Origin of the sequence: Streptomyces sp. CB01201, from assembly GCF_002803085.1 — a bacterium.
Lineage (GTDB): Bacteria > Actinomycetota > Actinomycetes > Streptomycetales > Streptomycetaceae > Streptomyces > Streptomyces hundungensis.
On record NZ_NNBJ01000005.1, the window covers coordinates 406,453 to 421,518 of the forward strand.

Consider the following 15,066-nt stretch of genomic DNA (forward strand, 5'->3'; position numbering starts at 1 on the left):
GCATGAGCATTCCTGCCGACGACGACGTCGCGGCTCTTCCGGGCGTCGCGCCCCGGCTGCGCGAACTGCGCCGCCGCCGCGGCCTCACCCTGGAGGCCGCCGCCCAGCGGGCCGGCCTCTCGCCCGCCCACCTCTCCCGCCTGGAGACGGGTGGCCGCCAGCCCTCGCTGCCGATGCTGCTCGGGCTCGCCCGCATCTACGGTACGACGGTCTCGGAGCTGCTCGGCGAGATGCCCCCCGAGCGCGAGCCCGTCATCCGGGCCGGCCGCGCCGCACCGCGCGAGGCCGACGGCTGGACCTACCACCAGACCGGCGCCTCCGGCCGCGCGATGCAGGCGCTGCGCGTCGAGGTCCCGTACGGCACCCAGGGCGAACTCGTGCGGGTCCACCCCGGCGAGGAGTGGCTCTACGTCCTGACCGGCCGGCTCCGGCTCAGCCTGGGGGACGCCACCCATGAACTCGACCCCGGCGACAGCGCGCACTTCGACTCGCTGACCCCGCACCGGATCTCCGCCGCCTCGCGCGGGGGAGCGGAGTTCCTCTTCGTGCACACCCTGTTGCAGAGCCCCGATCCGCATCCGCACCACCCGCACAGCTGAGAGGACGGCACGCCATGGAGAACGGGACCGGGATGTCCGAGCACGACGCCGCGCCCGCCGAGGAACCTGCGCCGGCGCCGGCGCCGCGCAAGAGCATCGAGGAGACCGCGGAGACCAAGTTCCCCCGCGGCCTGGTCGTGCGGCTCTTCGCCTACCTCGTCGCCGGGCACATCTTCGCGGGCTTCCTCTACCTGCTCTTCGAGGTGGGCGGGAAGTAAGCGCTCTCAGACCGCGGCGTCCAGGAGGCGGTCGCGCAGGCGCTCACGGGTCTCGGGGGAGAGTCCGAGGCCCTCGGAGAAGTAGCGGTCGGTGGTGCCCCAGGTCGCCTCGATGGTGTCGAACGCGGCGTGCAGATAGCCGGCGCGGGCGTCGAAGAGGGGGCTGAGGAGTTCCATCACCTCGGGGGACATCGCGTCCGCCGACGTACTGGTGCGGCGCACCTTGTAGCGGCGGTGCGGGTCGTTGGACTTGAGGTAGTCCGCCTCGATGGCGTCCCGTTCCACGCCGACCGCGAGCAGCGCCACCGCGATGGACAGGCCCGCCCGGTCCTTGCCTGCGGCGCAGTGCATGAGCGCGGGCACACTGTCCTCGGCCAGGGCGTGCAGCACCCGGCTGTGCTCGGCGGTGCGCTGCGTGATGATCTCGCGGTACGAGTGGATCATCCGGTCCGCGCCCTTGGTGCCCCCCAGCAGCGAGCGCAGCTCGTCGAGGTCGCCGTCGCGGACCATCTTCCAGAACTCGGCCCCGTCGGCCGGGTCCGTCAGCGGGATGTTCACATTGCGCACGCCCGGCAGCGCGATGTCGGGCCCCTCCAGCTTCTGGTCCCCGGCGTTGCGGAAGTCGAAGACGGTGTGCAGGCCCAGCGTGGCGAGGAAGGCCGCGTCCGCCTCGGTGGCGTGCGCCAGGTGCCCGCTGCGGAAGAGCCGCCCGCCGCGCACCCGCAGCCCGTCCACGGTCGGCAACCCGCCCACGTCACGGAAATTGCGCACCCCCGAGAGCTCGGGCTCTGCCGCGGGAACCTGCGGAATCTGCTGGGTCACGGGGACTCCTGACGTCGATCCTGGGTGGCGCGTCCTGCGCGTCTGTCGACGATACGACATGCATTCCTGAGGCAACCATCTCCGGTCGGCACCGACAGGACCGTTGCCGCGGGGACACCGCGCCCCCGATCCTGTGCGTACGTGTGCGGATCTGGGGGGCGCGATGATCGAGACCGGTGACAACGGACGCCTCTGGCTGCTTTCCGGGCGGTCGAGCAGCTACGCACTGCATCTCACGGACCGCGATGAACTCCTCCACCTGCACTGGGGCCCCCGGATCACCGCCGCCGCCGCGGAAGCCCTGGCCCGCGAGCCGCTGCCGCCCCACTGGCCCTTCGAGTCGCGTCTGGACGGGCGCGAGGAGTACCCGGTCGAGGGCGGGCCCCGATTCGTGCGCCCCGCGCTGTCGGTGCGCACCGGGCAGGAACGCGGCACCGCCTGGGACTTCACCGGCTCGGAGATCGCCGGGGACGAACTGCGACTCGGCTTCACCGACCCGGTGAACGGTCTCGCGATCGTCCTGCACCACCGGATGCGCGATGCCTTCGACATCGTGGAACGCTGGACGACCGCGAGCCATCAAGGGGCCGCAGGAGAAGTGGAGTTGCTGCGCGCGGACGCCGCGACCTGGACGCTGCCCGAGCGCGACGGCTGGCGGCTCTCCCAGCTGCACGGCCGCTGGGCGGCCGAGTCCCGTCTGGTACGGGGGGACCTCACCCCGGGGGAGAAGGTGCTCGGCAGCCGGCGCGGGCACACCGGACACCAGCACCTGCCCTGGGTCGCGCTGGACGCCGAGGGCGCAGCGACCGAGGAGAGCGGCGAGGTGTACGGGTGCGCGCTCGCCTGGTCGGGGTCCTGGCGCATCGTCGTACAGCACCTGCCCGACGGCCGGGTCCAGATCAACGGCGGGGCGGGGTACGACGATTCGGGCCTGGTGCTGCTCGGCCCGGGCGAGGCGTACACCTCGCCGGTGTTCGCCGGGCTGTGGAGCGCGCAGGGCTTCGGCGGGGCGAGCCGGGAGTGGCACGCCTGGCAACTGGCCCATGTCGTACCGAGGGCCGCGGAGCCGCGGCCGGTGCTCTACAACTCCTGGGAGGCCACCCTCTTCGACATCTCGGAGGAACAGCAGCGCACCCTCGCCCACCGGGCGGCCGACCTCGGCGTGGAGCTGTTCGTCGTCGACGACGGCTGGTTCGGCGCCCGCACCCACGATGCCGCAGGCCTCGGCGACTGGACCCCCAATCCGGCACGTTTTCCCGATGGGTTGAAGCCGCTGGCCGATGAAGTGCACGGCCTGGGGATGCGGTTCGGGATCTGGGTCGAGCCCGAAATGGTCAACCCCGACAGCGAGCTGTACCGCGCCCATCCCGACTGGGTGCAGTTCCAACCCGGCCGCGAGCGAACCGAGTTCCGCAACCAGCTCGTCCTGAACCTGGCGCGCCGGGACGTGCGGGACCATCTCTGGCAGCGGCTCGACACCCTGCTCTCCAGTGCGCCCGTCGACTACGTCAAGTGGGACTTCAACCGCTGTTTCACGGAGGCCGGTTGGCCGGGGGAGCCCTATCCGCAACGGCTGTGGACCGAGCACGTGCACGCCTTCTACGCCCTGCTCGACCGGCTGCGCGCCGCCCACCCCCACGTCGCCTTCGAGTCCTGTTCGGGCGGGGGCGGCCGCGTCGACCTCGGGGTGCTCTCGCGCACCGATCAGGTGTGGGCCTCCGACAACACCGACCCGCTGGACCGGCTTGCCATCCAGTACGGCTTCAGTCAGCTGCACCCGGCCCGGGTCATGGCCGCCTGGGTGACCGACAGCCCCAACACCCAGCTCAACGGCCGCGTCAGCAGCCTGCGGTTCCGCTTCGTGAGCGCCATGGCCGGGGTGCTCGGCGTCGGCGGCGATCTGACCCGCTGGAGCCCCGCCGAACGCGCCGAGGCGCGCGACTGGGTGGCGCTCTACAAGGAGATCCGGCCCGTCGTGCAGCTCGGGGCCCAGTACCGGTTGCGGGCACCCGAAGGAGGCCTGAGCGCGGTGCAGTACACCCGGGGGGACGACAGCGTCGTCCTGGTCTGGCTCCAGGCCCAGCACCACGGGGAGCCGCCGCCCGCCGTCCGGCTGCGCGGACTCGACCCGGCCGCCTCCTACGCCTGCCGCGAGACCGGGGCCGTCCACAGCGGGGCCGTGCTCCTCCACCGGGGGCTCGTCACCGGTCTGCGCGGCGATCTGGACGCGCAGGTGTTCCGCCTGCGCAAGGAGTAGCACGCGAATCCCCCTTGCCTCCAACCCGCCCTGCCCGCAAGAGGGTTACCCGTTCCGCCCTGACCTCTTCACGGCTCCACCATGCCCGACACACGCCTCCTCATAGTCGAGAGAAAGCCTTTGCCATGGGGCGCCTGTCAACCAGTGGGGCAGGTAGGTACGTTCATGACTGCCCCCACTTCGCGTGGTGGCAGTCTCCGAACGTCAATTTGTCATGCACCCGACGTTTCTTCGCGTCCGGGCCGCCCCAGGCCCGGACGATCCCCCCATGGAGGAAGAACCGTGCAACACATACGGACCACCAGGTTCGGGCAACGATCGGGCGGTGCCTCCGCGCTGCTCTCCCTTCTCGCGCTCGTCACGGGCGGCCTGCTGGCCGCGGCGCCGTCCGCCGCCGCCCAGCAGGCCGGTGACCCGGCGTCCAACGTCAAGCAGCTGTGCGCCTCGCGGGCCGCCGGCACCATGCACTGCCTCGCGCTGGAGCGCACGGACGTCAAGCAGCACAGAGGCATCACCGCCGACGCCGCCCCCTCCGGCTTCGGCCCCGCCGACCTCCAGAAGGCCTACAACCTTCCGGCCGGCGGTGGTTCGGGCCAGACCGTGGCGATCGTCGACGCGCAGGACGATCCCAACGCCGAGCAGGACCTGGGTACCTACCGCTCGCAGTACGGGCTGCCCGCCTGCACCACCGCGAACGGCTGCTTCCAGAAGGTCGACCAGGACGGCGGCTCCAACTACCCGACCGCGGACGCCGGTTGGGCCGGTGAGATCTCCCTCGACGTGGACATGGTCAGCGCTGTGTGCCCGCAGTGCCACATCCTGCTCGTCGAGGCGAAGTCGGCGAACATGGACGACCTCGGTGCCGCGGTGAACCGCGCGGTGACCATGGGAGCCAAGTTCGTGTCCAACAGCTACGGCGGCAGCGAGGACGCCTCCGACACCACGGCCGACAGCCAGTACTTCAACCACCCGGGCGTCGCCATCACCGTCTCCTCCGGTGACAGCGGCTACGGCGTCGAGTTCCCGGCCGCCTCCCAGTACGTCACGGCCGTCGGCGGCACTTCGCTGAAGCAGGACAGCAGCACCCGCGGCTGGTCCGAGTCGGTCTGGGGATCCAGCGCCGGCGGCGAGGGCGCGGGCTCCGGCTGCTCGGCGTACGACCCGAAGCCGTCCTGGCAGAACGACACCGGCTGCGCGAAGCGGGCCGTGGCGGACGTGTCCGCGGTCGCGGACCCGGCCACCGGCCTCGCGGTGTACGACAGTTACCAGGCGAACGGCTGGAACGTGTACGGCGGCACCAGCGCCTCCTCGCCGATCATCGCCGGCGTGTACGCGCTGGCCGGCGCCCCGGCCGGGGGCTCCACCCCGTCCTCCTTCCCCTACGCCCACACCGGCTCCCTGAACGACGTCACCTCCGGCGCCAACGGCAGCTGTAGCGACTACCTGTGCCAGGCGGGCGCGGGCTACGACGGCCCGACCGGCCTCGGCACCCCGAACGGCACCGCGGCCTTCACCGGCTGATTCCCCCACCGAGGGGGCCGTCGCACCGCGGCGGCCCCCTTCGCCGCGTCCGGGGCCGGGTCAGGGCAGCCAACGCACCGGCGACACCCGGCGGATGTGCACGAGGACGTCGAAGGCCTCGGCCGGGGAGGGGACGCCGATGTACCCGGTCGCGTCCTGGCCCGGGTCGTAGACCCCGCTGATGACCCGGGCCTTCGCCGGGCCGTCCCAGTGGCGGCGTACATCCTCGGCCCGCAGGTCCAGCCAGTGGGCGGGCGCCTCCTGCGCGCCGAGCCGGGCGTCGATCAGATCGGCGCCCGGCTCCGGGACCACGACGGATCCGAGGTCGCCGTGGTGGAAGCCCACGGCGACGGACACGTACCGCGCCCCGAAGCGCTCGCGCAGCACGCTGCCGACGGTGGCCTGCGCGCCGCGCTCCGGGGCCATGCCCAGGACCGTCTCGGCGGCCGAGGTGTGGGCGATGCCGTCCCAATAGACCACGCGCGCGCCGGTCCGCTGCCGGAAGTCCCCGATGACGCCCGACCACACCGCGGCCTCGCCCCCGTAGTCGCCCCGGCCGGCCACGCTGTGCTCGTGGAAGTCCACGATCAGCCGCATGCGGGCCACGACGGCGTCGTACGCGCCGGTCCGTGGCAGCGAGCGGACGAGTGCGAGCGCGTCCCGGGCGTGCTCGGCGAAGGGGCGTCCGGGATGGGTGCCCCGGGCCCGCTGTACGTGTTCGTCGATGTCATGGGCGGAGCGGATGGGCCCCAAGTGGGCTTCCATCGCTGCCAGTTGCTCCGGCGGCGCCGAGGCGTGCGCGTACGCGAGGACGGCGTCGTAGTCGTCCCGCCCCGCCTGGGCGGGCTTGACTCCGAAGACGCGTACGGGATCGTTCGGGTGCTCCCGGTTGAAGGCCCGGATCCACTCCAGGGCGGCGGCCGTCTCCTCGGTGCGCTGGGGCCGCCACGCATGGGCGAGCGCGTCGGCGGCCGAGCCCGGGCCGCCGCTGACATACCGGTCGAGCGCGGCGCCGGCTCCCGCGCCGTCCTGCACGGCGAGGGCCCGGAAGCCGTGGTGCAGGACGAGGCGGCGCAGGAGCCGGTCCTGCGTCCCGGAGATCTCGCGCGAGAATCGGGTGGACCCTCCGATGCCGACGATCACCGCGGGTCCGGCCACGCTCCCGGCGAGCTCGTCGAGCGCGGCGTCGGACAGGGGGACCCGGGTGGACGTGCTGTCGTTGTTCATGCCGCCAAGCCTCCGACCTGAAGTCCGGTTGAGGTCAAGAGGTGGCCACAGGGCCGCGTCGGTGACATCAACAGGCCTGTGGCGAGGTCTGGTTGTGAGGTTTCCGGGACCCTATTCCCGAACCCGGGAAACTGACCGGGTGGTCTATATCACCCACCGTCAACCCCTCCCTACGGTGGCGTAGGTCACTTGCCGGGGTGGAGGATAAGTGCTCGTGGCAGACGATTCGAGATCATTCAGCAGCGGCACATTCGGGTCGTACGCGGCGATCGGTGACAGCTTCACCGAGGGCGTCGGCGATCCCGGACCTGACGGAACGTTCGTCGGCTGGGCCGACCGGTTCGCGGTGCTCCTCGCGGACCAGCGGCCGGAGGGGACGTTCCGCTACGCCAACCTCGCCGTCCGCGGCAAGCTCCTCGACCAGATCGTCGAGGACCAGGTGCCCAGGGCGAAGGAACTCGCGCCCGACCTGGTGAGCTTCTGCGCGGGCGGCAACGACATCATCCGTCCGGGTACCGACCCGGACGAGGTGGCCGAGCGCTTCGAGCGTGCCCTGGCCGATCTGAAGCCGGCCGTCGGCACCGTCATGGTGACCACGGGCTTCGACACCCGGGGGGTCACCCTGCTCCGCCACCTGCGGGGCAAGATCGCCACGTACAACGGGCATGTGCGGGCCATCGCGGACCGCTACGACTGCCCCGTGCTCGACCTCTGGTCGCTCAAGTCCGTTCAGGACCGGCGGGCCTGGGACGGCGACCGGCTGCACCTCTCCGCCGAGGGGCACACCCGGGTCGCGCTGCGCGCCGCCCAGGTGCTCGGCCTTGAGGTCCCGGCCGACCCGGACCAGCCGTGGCCGCCGCTGCCGCCGCGGGGCACCCTGGAGGTGCGGCGCGACGACATCCACTGGGCGCGCGAGTACCTCGTGCCGTGGATCGGACGGCGGCTGCGCGGCGAGTCTTCGGGCGACGCTGTGTCGGCCAAGCGCCCCGATCTGCTGCCTCTCTGACGGATCGTCAGAACTGCGGCGGCGCGGTGGCGGTCCCGGCTGTCAGGCGGCCAGCACCTTCGCCTCAAGAGCCGGGTCGAGGCCGACCGGTGGGCGGTCCGGGCGCTGGGGCGCGGTGCCGCCGATCGAACGGAGCCAGTCCCAGGTGTCGGCGACCGTCTCCTCGACGGGACGGCAGCGCAGCCCGGTGGCCAGTGCCTTCGTCACGTCGGAGCGGTGCATCGTGTCGTGCAGCTCGCCCGGCGGGATCCATACCGGCAGGTGCTGCCAGGGCTCGATCCCGGCGGCGAGGATCCGCTCGGGGTCCGTCCAGCGCGGCACCGCCCGTCCGCCGGTGACCCGTACGCAGGCGTCGATGAGCGCGCCCATCGTGGCGTGGCCCGCCGGACCGACGAGACCGTACGGGCCGCTGAGCCGGGCCTCGGCGGCGTCCAGGATCCACCGCGCCAGGTCGCGGCAGTCGATGTACTGGATCCCCAGATCGCGCGGGCCCGGCGCCAGCATCTCGCCGCCGCGTGCGGCCCGGCCCAGCCACCACGGCAGCCGCCCGATGTTCTCCCACGGGCCGAGGATGAGGCCCGCCCGCACCAACAGCGTTCGCTCCGCGCCGAATTCACGGACCGCGGCCAGTTCGCCGCCGCGCTTGGCGTGCGCGTACTCCACCTCGCCCGACTCGTCGGGGGAGCCCGTCACCACCGGCGCGGACTCGTCGGCGCCGGCCGGCATCGGATGCGGGTGGACCGAGCGGCTCGACACGTACACATAGTGTCCGGCCCGCCCGGCGAGCAGCGCGGCCGCGTCCCGCACCGCGGCCGGCGCGTGCGACCAGGTGTCCACGACGAGGTCCCACTCCCCGTCGGCCAGCGCCGCGAGGCCGCCCTCGGCGGTGCGGTCGCCGTGCAGCGAGGCCGCCCCGGCGGGTGGCCCGTGCCGCCCGCGGTGGAAGACCGTCACCTCGTGGCCGCGGGTGAGCGCGGCCGCGGTGACGGCCCGCCCGACGAATTCGGTCCCGCCCAGCATCAGCACTCTCATGGCCCAACTCTGCCCCGCGCGGGGGCCGTCGGGAACGGATGCCTGCTGTGGGCGTAATCGAGCGGCCGGTGCGAGAGCGGGGCGGCCCCTAGGGCCGGTAGAGCGTGCCGGGCCGGGGCGTGCCGGGCGCGAGCAACTGCGGGACGGTCACGAAGGTGTACCCGCGCTTGCGCAATGCGTCGATGATGCCGGGCACGGCGGGCACGGTGCCGTCGTAGATGTCGTGCAGCAGGATGATGCCGTCGCGTCCGGCCTGGTCCAGGATGCGCTGCTGGATCAGGGCGCTGTCGGTCGTGTCGTAGTCCTTGGCGGTGGCGCTCCACAGCACCTGGGAGAGGCCGAGTTCCTCGGTGACGGCCTTCACGTCGTTGTTGGTGCGGCCCTGCGGCGGTCGCATCAGCGTGGGTTCACGGCCGGTGAGGGCCTTGACCGCCTGCTGGGTGCGGTCCAGCTCGGAGCGGATCTCGTCCGGCTTGAGCTGGTCGAGGCGCCGGTGCGTCCAGGTGTGGTTGGCGATCTCGTGGCCTTCGGCAGCGGCTCTGCGCACGGTGTCCGGATAGGTGTCCACGTGCCGCTTGCCGAGCAGGAAGAAGGTGGCGTGCACCTTCTTCTCCTTGAGGGTGTCCAGGAGTTGAGGTGTGTGCGGGCCCGGCCCCGCGTCGAAGGTCAGGGCGATGCACTTCGCGGTGGCACAGTCCACCGAACTCTGCGAGCCCGCTCCGGCCGTCTTCGCCGCGGTCTTGCCGACGGCTTGGCCGCGGGCCTCCTCGGGGGAGGTGGAGTCCTGGCCGCAGCCGGTTAGGGCCAGGGTCAGCGCGGCGGCCGTGACCAATCCGGCGGCGGCCCGCGTGCGTATGGAGCGTGCGGTGTTTTTGAGCATGGCGGTGCTCTCCACGGCGGTGGGTGCGTCGAGAGATCCCCTGGTGGGAACCTCGGGCCGACTATACGCGAGGTGTATACATGGAGTGCATAGTGGGGCGGTCCGGTGGCCGAGTGGCCGAGTGGCCGGGTGGCCGAATCGCCGGGTGGCCGGGGCCGGTGTTCGTCCGGCCTCGGGTCAGCGGGGCTCGGCAGGGCTCGGCGGCCGACCGGCCCGGTCGCGGCTCGGTGGGGCTCGGCAGGGCTCGGCGGCCGACCGGCCCGGTCGCGGCTCGGTGGGGCTCGGCGGGGCTCGGCGGCCGACCGGCCCGGTCGCGGCTCGGTGGGGCTCGGTGGGGCTCGGCGGGCGAATGGCCCGGTCGCGAATTCGCCGGCGTCAGCTCCCGGCCGGCCACGGGTCGCCCGCGACCCGGGCGTGCAGGTGCTCGTCGTGCCAGCCGTCCGCGTGCAACAGGGCGCTGCGCATCGTGCCCTCCAGGGCGAACCCGGCTCGCTGTGCCACCCGGCAGGACGCCGGGTTGCCCACGGAGTGCGTGAGGCGCAGCCGGTGCAGCCCGAGTTCCTCAAGGGCCCACCGGCTGACCCGTACGGTGGCGTCGAGCGCGGCGCCCTCGCCGCGACCGGCCGGGAGCAGCCAGTAGAGGATCTCCGCGCTGCCGCCCCGGAGATCGAAGTCGCCGATCCCCATCAGACCGACGGCCCGGTCGTCGTCGCGCCGGGAGATCGCCCAGATCGCGGCGGCTTCCTCGGTCCAGCGCCGGCCCCAGTCGGCGATCTTCCCGCGGGCCGCGGCCGGTGACAGTTGCTCGACGCGGTTCCACTGGACGATGTCCGGGTCGAGGCCCGAGGCCACCAGAACGTCCGCGTCGGTCTCCCGCCAGGGGCGCAACTCGCGCCCGCCGGGCAGAACGAAGGTCGGCTGCTGGTGCTGGGCCATACGTCCCGCGGGGACGACGGGGGGTATCGGAGTGATCATCCCCGCATCATCGCAGCAGCCCTCGGCGGCCTCCGGGAATCCGGCCGCGCGGTCGGGCGTTCACCAGCCATGACGGCTATCGAGGTGTCTCAGGAAGATCTGCTGAAGCTGGTCGGCGAGCAGGACGGCGGAGTGCTCGTCACCCTGAAACGGGACGGGCGGCCCCAGCTCTCCAATGTGAACCACCACTACTACCCGGCCGAGGGCGTCATCAGGGTCTCGCTCACCGACGACCGGGCCAAGACCAGGAACCTGCGCCGCGATGCCCGTGCGAGCTACCACGTGACCAGTGACGACCGCTGGGCGTGGACGGTCGTGGAGGGCACGGCCGACCTCACCCCGGTCGCCGCCGACCCGCACGACGCGACGGTCGAGGAGCTGATCACCCTGTTCCGGGACGTCCAGGGCGAACACCCCGACTGGGACGACTTCCGCGCGGCCATGGTCCGTGACCGGCGCCTCGTCCTGCGGCTGCGGGTGGAGCGGGCGTACGGACAGCCGCGCCGGGGCGGGGCCTGAGGCCGCCGCTGCCCGTCGCGTACGGCCCGGACGGGCTGCGCGGCGGTGCGACCGTCCCCGCACGAGTGCGAACGGGACGGTTGCCCATAATGGAAACACCCCGAACTCCAGGAGGTGCCGTGAGCGGCGCTGGATCTCTGCTTCCCCTTCGCGCCAGACTCCGCGAGCTGCGCGCCGACGCGTTCGGCGCCGACCCGGCGGGGGAGCGGATGGCACGCATCCGCCGCTCGCCGAACTTCGCGGACGGCGTGTTCCAGAATCCGGAGGGCGCACGGACCCGGCCCTCGGGCTCGACCGTGGAGTTCGCGAAGCAGTTCCTCGCCAAGGAGCAGCGGGCGCGCCGCGCTCCCACCGGCACCATCCCGGTCCACCCCACCACCCTCGCGGACATCGCGAAGCCGCCTGCCACCGGACTCCGGCTCACCTGGATGGGGCATTCCAGTGTGCTCGCCGAGATCGACGGGCGCCGGGTCCTCTTCGATCCGGTGTGGGGTGAGCGCTGCTCGCCCTTCCCCTTCGCGGGACCCAAGCGGCTGCATCCCGTCCCGCTGCCGCTGGCCGCGCTCGGCACGGTCGACGTGGTCGTCATCTCGCACGACCACTACGACCACCTCGACATGCCCACGATCCGCGACCTCGTCGGCACCGGCACGGTGTTCGCGGTGCCGCTCGGCGTCGGTGCCCACCTGGAGCACTGGGGCGTGCCCGCCGAGCGGATCCACGAGCTGGACTGGAACGAGTCCGCGAAGGTCAACGGCCTCACGCTCACCGCGACCCCGGCCCGCCACTTCTGCGGCCGCGGCCTGCGCAACCAGCAGCACACCCTGTGGGCGTCCTGGGTGGTGGCCGGGGCCGGGCACCGGATCTACCACAGCGGCGATACGGGCTACTTCGGCGGCTTCCGCGACATCGGCGCGGAGCACGGGCCGTTCGACGCGACGATGATCCAGATCGGGGCCTACTCCGAGTTCTGGCCCGATATCCACATGACGCCCGCCGAGGGTCTGCGCGCCCACCTGGACCTCCAGGGCGGCGCCGCGCACGGCGTGATCATGCCGATCCACTGGGGCACGTTCAACCTTGCGCCGCACGCCTGGGCCGAGCCCGGTGAGTGGACGCTGGACGCGGCGGAGGAGGCCGGGCAGGCCGTGGCGGTGCCTCGGCCCGGCGAGCCGTTCGAACCTGCCGGGACGGTTCCGGCCGACCCCTGGTGGCGGGCGATCTCGGCACCGGTCGCGCGCCCTTGGCGCCGCCCCGCTCCCGTGCCCGCCCCCGTGGTCGCCGCTCCCGAGGCAGATCTCGACCTCGCCGGGGAACGGTGACGTCCGGCCCTACTCGGCGCCCTCGCGATCGATGAACGCGGTCAACGCGTCCACCGTCGCGGCGGGTTGCTCGTCGGGAATGAAGTGTCCGGCCCGTGGGATCGAGACGCCGGTCGTGTTCCGCGCCCACGGGCCGATGGAGGCGGCCATGTCGGGGATGGATCCGTGGGAACTGGAGATTCCCAGGACCGGGACGGTCAAGTGCCCCCGTTCCAGAGCCTCATGATTCCTGCGCGCCGATTCGGCGGCGTCGCGGTAGTAGGCGAGGGACGCCGTCAGGCCTCCCTCGGCCGCGACGGCGGCGGCGTAGTGGCCGATCTCGGCGTCGTCGAAGGTGTCCGGGGACAGGGCTTTGGTCTTCAAGAACCAGCCGACGTAGTCGCGTTCGCGGCCGGTGAGCAGTGTCTCGGGCAGCTCGGGCACCAGATGGAAGGCGAAGTGCCAGGTTTTCCAGGCCCGTTCGGGATCCGTCGGGATGGAGTCCGGCAGGGTGATTCCGGGAATGCCGGCGTCGAGCAGAGCGACACCGTGCAGACGCTCTTCGTACGTCAGGGCCAGCGAGAAGGCGACCCAGGCACCGATGTCGTGGGCGGCGAGCCAGTACGTCGACACGTCGAGCGCGGTCAGCGCGGCCTGGACGCGAGAGGCGACGGTGTGCGTGTCGTAGCTGCCGCGAGGGCGCTCGGAGTGGCCCTGCCCCGGCAGGTCGACCGCGATCACGTGGAATCGCTCGGCAAGGCCGGTCATCACCTCGCGCCAGGCCCACCAGGTCTGCGGGAATCCGGCGAGCAGGACGACGGTGGGCCCTTCCGGTCGGCCGCCCTCCACGGCGTGAAGCCGGATTCCTTCCGCGTCGACCCAGCGGTGGGTGAAACCCGCGAGGTCATGGAGGGGCAGCCCGGGGACCGGGTTCTGGCCGCAGGAGCTGTTCGGGGCTATGGCGTCGTCGGTCATGGCTCGACCCTACGGCATCTTGGACTGATTGGTTCAAGATAAGATGGCAGGGTCGGAACGGTAAGGCCGCAACGGCTGGTCCAAGAGCGAGGTGCGTGCGTGATGGCCGGGAAGAAGCAGTTCGACGTGGACATCGCACTCGACGCGGCGATGGCCCAGTTCTGGCGGGCCGGATACGCCGACACGTCTGTCGACGACCTCTCCAGGGCGACCGGGTTGAACCGCAGTTCCCTCTACTCCTCGTTCGGGGACAAGGACGCGCTCTACCTGCGCTGCCTCGACCGCTACGCCGCACGGTACGGAGACAGGTACGACCAGGCGCTTTCCCGCGCCTCCCAGGATCCGCTCCAGGCGGTACGGGCGTTCTTCGAGGTCACCCTGCGGCGCATCGCCGACCCCGACGTGCCCGATGGCTGTCTGGTCGCCCAGACCGCGATGGCGGCGCCGGTGCTCAGCGCCGCCGTCGCCGCGCGCGCGAGCGAGGCTCTGGGCTCGCAGCGCTCGCGGTTGCGGAACGCCCTGAGCGCCGGGCGACTGGCCGACGGCGTCGCCGACGACTTCGCGGTCCACCTGGCGGCGGTCAACCAGTCGCTGGCCGTCCTGAGCAGGACGGGGGCGGACCAGAAGCAGCTCCGCACGGTCGTCGACATCAGCATGGGCGCGCTCTCCCACGCCTTGTCCGCACGCGGCTGACCCGCGCCAACTCGTCTGCGCAGGCCGGCTGTCGAGAATCAGGAAGGGGTGATGGCGACCATGAGGAACCGTCCCGTACTCGTCTACGACGGCGACTGCGCGTTCTGCACCTCCTGCGTCCGCTTCGTCGAGCGGAGCGTCCGGCCGCGCTGCGAGATCACGCCGTGGCAGTTCGCGGATCTCGACGCGCTGGGTACGTCCCAACGCCGGGCGGAGCACGAGCTGTTGTGGATCACGCCCGATGGTGCGGTCCATGGTGGGGCGCAGGCCGTCGCCCAACTCCTGCTGAGCGCGCGCGGCGCCTGGCCCGTACCCGGGGCGCTGCTCACCCTGCCGCCCTTCCGCCGGCCGGCCCACGGCCTCTACCGGCTCGTCGCCGACCACCGCGAGCACCTGCCGGGCGGCACCCCGGCCTGCGCGCTGCCGCCCGGCCGGCGGCCGGAGACGTCCTGAGACGGGCCGGCCCACCGCAGGATCCGAGCGGTGTCCTCGACGGGGCGCGGGCGACGGGGGTGGCCGACGGGACGGGCCTGGGCCGTGGGAGGGTGGCGGAGTGAGGGAACAACAAGGCGCGCGGCTGGTGGCCGACCTCGGCCGGGCGCTCGCGGCGGCGTCCCCGCAGACGGGGGGCGCCCTGTGGCGGCTCGCCGAGAGCGGGCGGGACCTGGATGCCAACCTGCTGCGACTGCCGCCCGGGCGCGGCATCGAGGAGCACACCGACCTCCGGCTCGACGTCCTGCTCGTCGTCCTCGAAGGCGGCGGTGAACTCCGTACGGAGTCGGGCACCCAGCCGCTGCGCCCGGTGACCGCGCTCTGGCTGCCCAAGGGTTCGCGCCGGGCGCTCGCCGCCGGGGCCGACGGCATGGGCTACCTCTCCGTGCACCCGCGCAGGCCCGGGCTCGCCATCGGGGCGCCGCCGGGCGTGGAGGACGGCGAGAGCGCCTGCCTCCTCGACCGGGTCTGCCCCGAGTGCGGCCGCCTGGCCACCGAACGCGCGGCGCGGTTCTGCTGGAACTGCGGTTCGGCGCTGGCGGGCTGAGG

At 72.5% G+C, this 15,066-nt stretch carries 16 protein-coding genes; 10 read left to right on the plus strand and 6 right to left on the minus strand.

The features are described 5' to 3' along the window. The first annotated feature begins 2 nt into the window (after nucleotides 1-2). Nucleotides 3-599: a helix-turn-helix domain-containing protein gene (locus CG740_RS13930; RefSeq protein ID WP_100575389.1), complete on the plus strand. Its 597-nt coding sequence runs from the start codon at nucleotides 3-5 to the stop codon at nucleotides 597-599. A 32-nt stretch (nucleotides 600-631) separates the two neighbouring features. After that, the gene (locus tag CG740_RS13935; RefSeq protein WP_234376254.1) at nucleotides 632-817 is read left to right on the plus strand and encodes a DUF6126 family protein; all 186 of its coding nucleotides are present in this window, start codon (nucleotides 632-634) and stop codon (nucleotides 815-817) included. Between the two features lie 6 nt (nucleotides 818-823). Here the strand turns inward: CG740_RS13935 and CG740_RS13940 are convergent, their stop codons facing one another. Beyond that, a complete protein-coding gene (locus CG740_RS13940) occupies nucleotides 824-1,639 on the minus strand; it encodes a tyrosine-protein phosphatase (protein WP_199846434.1) in 816 nt (271 codons plus the stop codon). Between the two features lie 163 nt (nucleotides 1,640-1,802). Here CG740_RS13940 and CG740_RS13945 point away from each other — a divergent pair, with 163 nt between their 5' ends. Beyond that, nucleotides 1,803-3,896 (plus strand): alpha-galactosidase, encoded by a 2,094-nt coding sequence (locus tag CG740_RS13945; RefSeq protein WP_100575392.1) that lies wholly within the window; start codon nucleotides 1,803-1,805, stop codon nucleotides 3,894-3,896. Between the two features lie 282 nt (nucleotides 3,897-4,178). Continuing rightward, entirely contained in the window at nucleotides 4,179-5,417 is a 1,239-nt protein-coding gene (locus CG740_RS13950; protein WP_324901101.1) for a S53 family peptidase, read from the plus strand. 60 nt (nucleotides 5,418-5,477) lie between these two features. Here CG740_RS13950 and CG740_RS13955 read toward each other — a convergent pair whose 3' ends face one another. Further along, nucleotides 5,478-6,644: an erythromycin esterase family protein gene (locus tag CG740_RS13955; protein ID WP_100575393.1), complete on the minus strand. Its 1,167-nt coding sequence runs from the start codon at nucleotides 6,642-6,644 to the stop codon at nucleotides 5,478-5,480. A gap of 214 nt (nucleotides 6,645-6,858) precedes the next feature. Here CG740_RS13955 and CG740_RS13960 point away from each other — a divergent pair, with 214 nt between their 5' ends. Continuing rightward, nucleotides 6,859-7,650, plus strand: a complete 792-nt coding sequence (locus CG740_RS13960) for an SGNH/GDSL hydrolase family protein (protein WP_100575457.1) — start codon at nucleotides 6,859-6,861, stop codon at nucleotides 7,648-7,650. Nucleotides 7,651-7,692: 42 nt separating this feature from the next. Here the strand turns inward: CG740_RS13960 and CG740_RS13965 are convergent, their stop codons facing one another. The 3 genes from CG740_RS13965 to CG740_RS13975 all read right to left on the minus strand — a co-directional run bounded on the left by CG740_RS13965 (nucleotide 7,693) and on the right by CG740_RS13975 (nucleotide 10,537). Continuing rightward, on the minus strand, nucleotides 7,693-8,670 hold the full coding sequence (locus CG740_RS13965; protein ID WP_100575394.1) for an NAD-dependent epimerase/dehydratase family protein: 978 nt from the start codon (nucleotides 8,668-8,670) through the stop codon (nucleotides 7,693-7,695). A gap of 100 nt (nucleotides 8,671-8,770) precedes the next feature. Continuing rightward, nucleotides 8,771-9,562, minus strand: a complete 792-nt coding sequence (locus CG740_RS13970) for a polysaccharide deacetylase family protein (protein WP_100575395.1) — start codon at nucleotides 9,560-9,562, stop codon at nucleotides 8,771-8,773. A gap of 375 nt (nucleotides 9,563-9,937) precedes the next feature. Further along, nucleotides 9,938-10,537 (minus strand): GNAT family N-acetyltransferase, encoded by a 600-nt coding sequence (locus CG740_RS13975; RefSeq protein WP_100575396.1) that lies wholly within the window; start codon nucleotides 10,535-10,537, stop codon nucleotides 9,938-9,940. A gap of 69 nt (nucleotides 10,538-10,606) precedes the next feature. Here CG740_RS13975 and CG740_RS13980 point away from each other — a divergent pair, with 69 nt between their 5' ends. Both CG740_RS13980 and CG740_RS13985 read left to right on the plus strand, forming a co-directional pair. Beyond that, complete coding sequence (locus CG740_RS13980; protein WP_100575397.1) at nucleotides 10,607-11,056, plus strand: TIGR03618 family F420-dependent PPOX class oxidoreductase; 450 nt, start codon at nucleotides 10,607-10,609, stop codon at nucleotides 11,054-11,056. 119 nt (nucleotides 11,057-11,175) lie between these two features. After that, complete coding sequence (locus tag CG740_RS13985) at nucleotides 11,176-12,378, plus strand: MBL fold metallo-hydrolase (protein WP_100575398.1); 1,203 nt, start codon at nucleotides 11,176-11,178, stop codon at nucleotides 12,376-12,378. Nucleotides 12,379-12,387: 9 nt separating this feature from the next. Here the strand turns inward: CG740_RS13985 and CG740_RS13990 are convergent, their stop codons facing one another. Next, entirely contained in the window at nucleotides 12,388-13,332 is a 945-nt protein-coding gene (locus CG740_RS13990; RefSeq protein WP_100575399.1) for an alpha/beta fold hydrolase, read from the minus strand. A 102-nt stretch (nucleotides 13,333-13,434) separates the two neighbouring features. On the opposite strand from CG740_RS13990, the gene CG740_RS13995 reads away from it, so the two are divergent. The 3 genes from CG740_RS13995 to CG740_RS14005 all read left to right on the plus strand — a co-directional run bounded on the left by CG740_RS13995 (nucleotide 13,435) and on the right by CG740_RS14005 (nucleotide 15,064). Then, nucleotides 13,435-14,025: a TetR/AcrR family transcriptional regulator gene (locus CG740_RS13995; RefSeq protein WP_199846435.1), complete on the plus strand. Its 591-nt coding sequence runs from the start codon at nucleotides 13,435-13,437 to the stop codon at nucleotides 14,023-14,025. A 60-nt stretch (nucleotides 14,026-14,085) separates the two neighbouring features. Beyond that, the gene (locus CG740_RS14000) at nucleotides 14,086-14,478 is read left to right on the plus strand and encodes a thiol-disulfide oxidoreductase DCC family protein (protein ID WP_100575458.1); all 393 of its coding nucleotides are present in this window, start codon (nucleotides 14,086-14,088) and stop codon (nucleotides 14,476-14,478) included. Nucleotides 14,479-14,578: 100 nt separating this feature from the next. Further along, nucleotides 14,579-15,064: a hypothetical protein gene (locus tag CG740_RS14005; RefSeq protein ID WP_100575401.1), complete on the plus strand. Its 486-nt coding sequence runs from the start codon at nucleotides 14,579-14,581 to the stop codon at nucleotides 15,062-15,064. Nucleotides 15,065-15,066 lie beyond the last annotated feature (2 nt).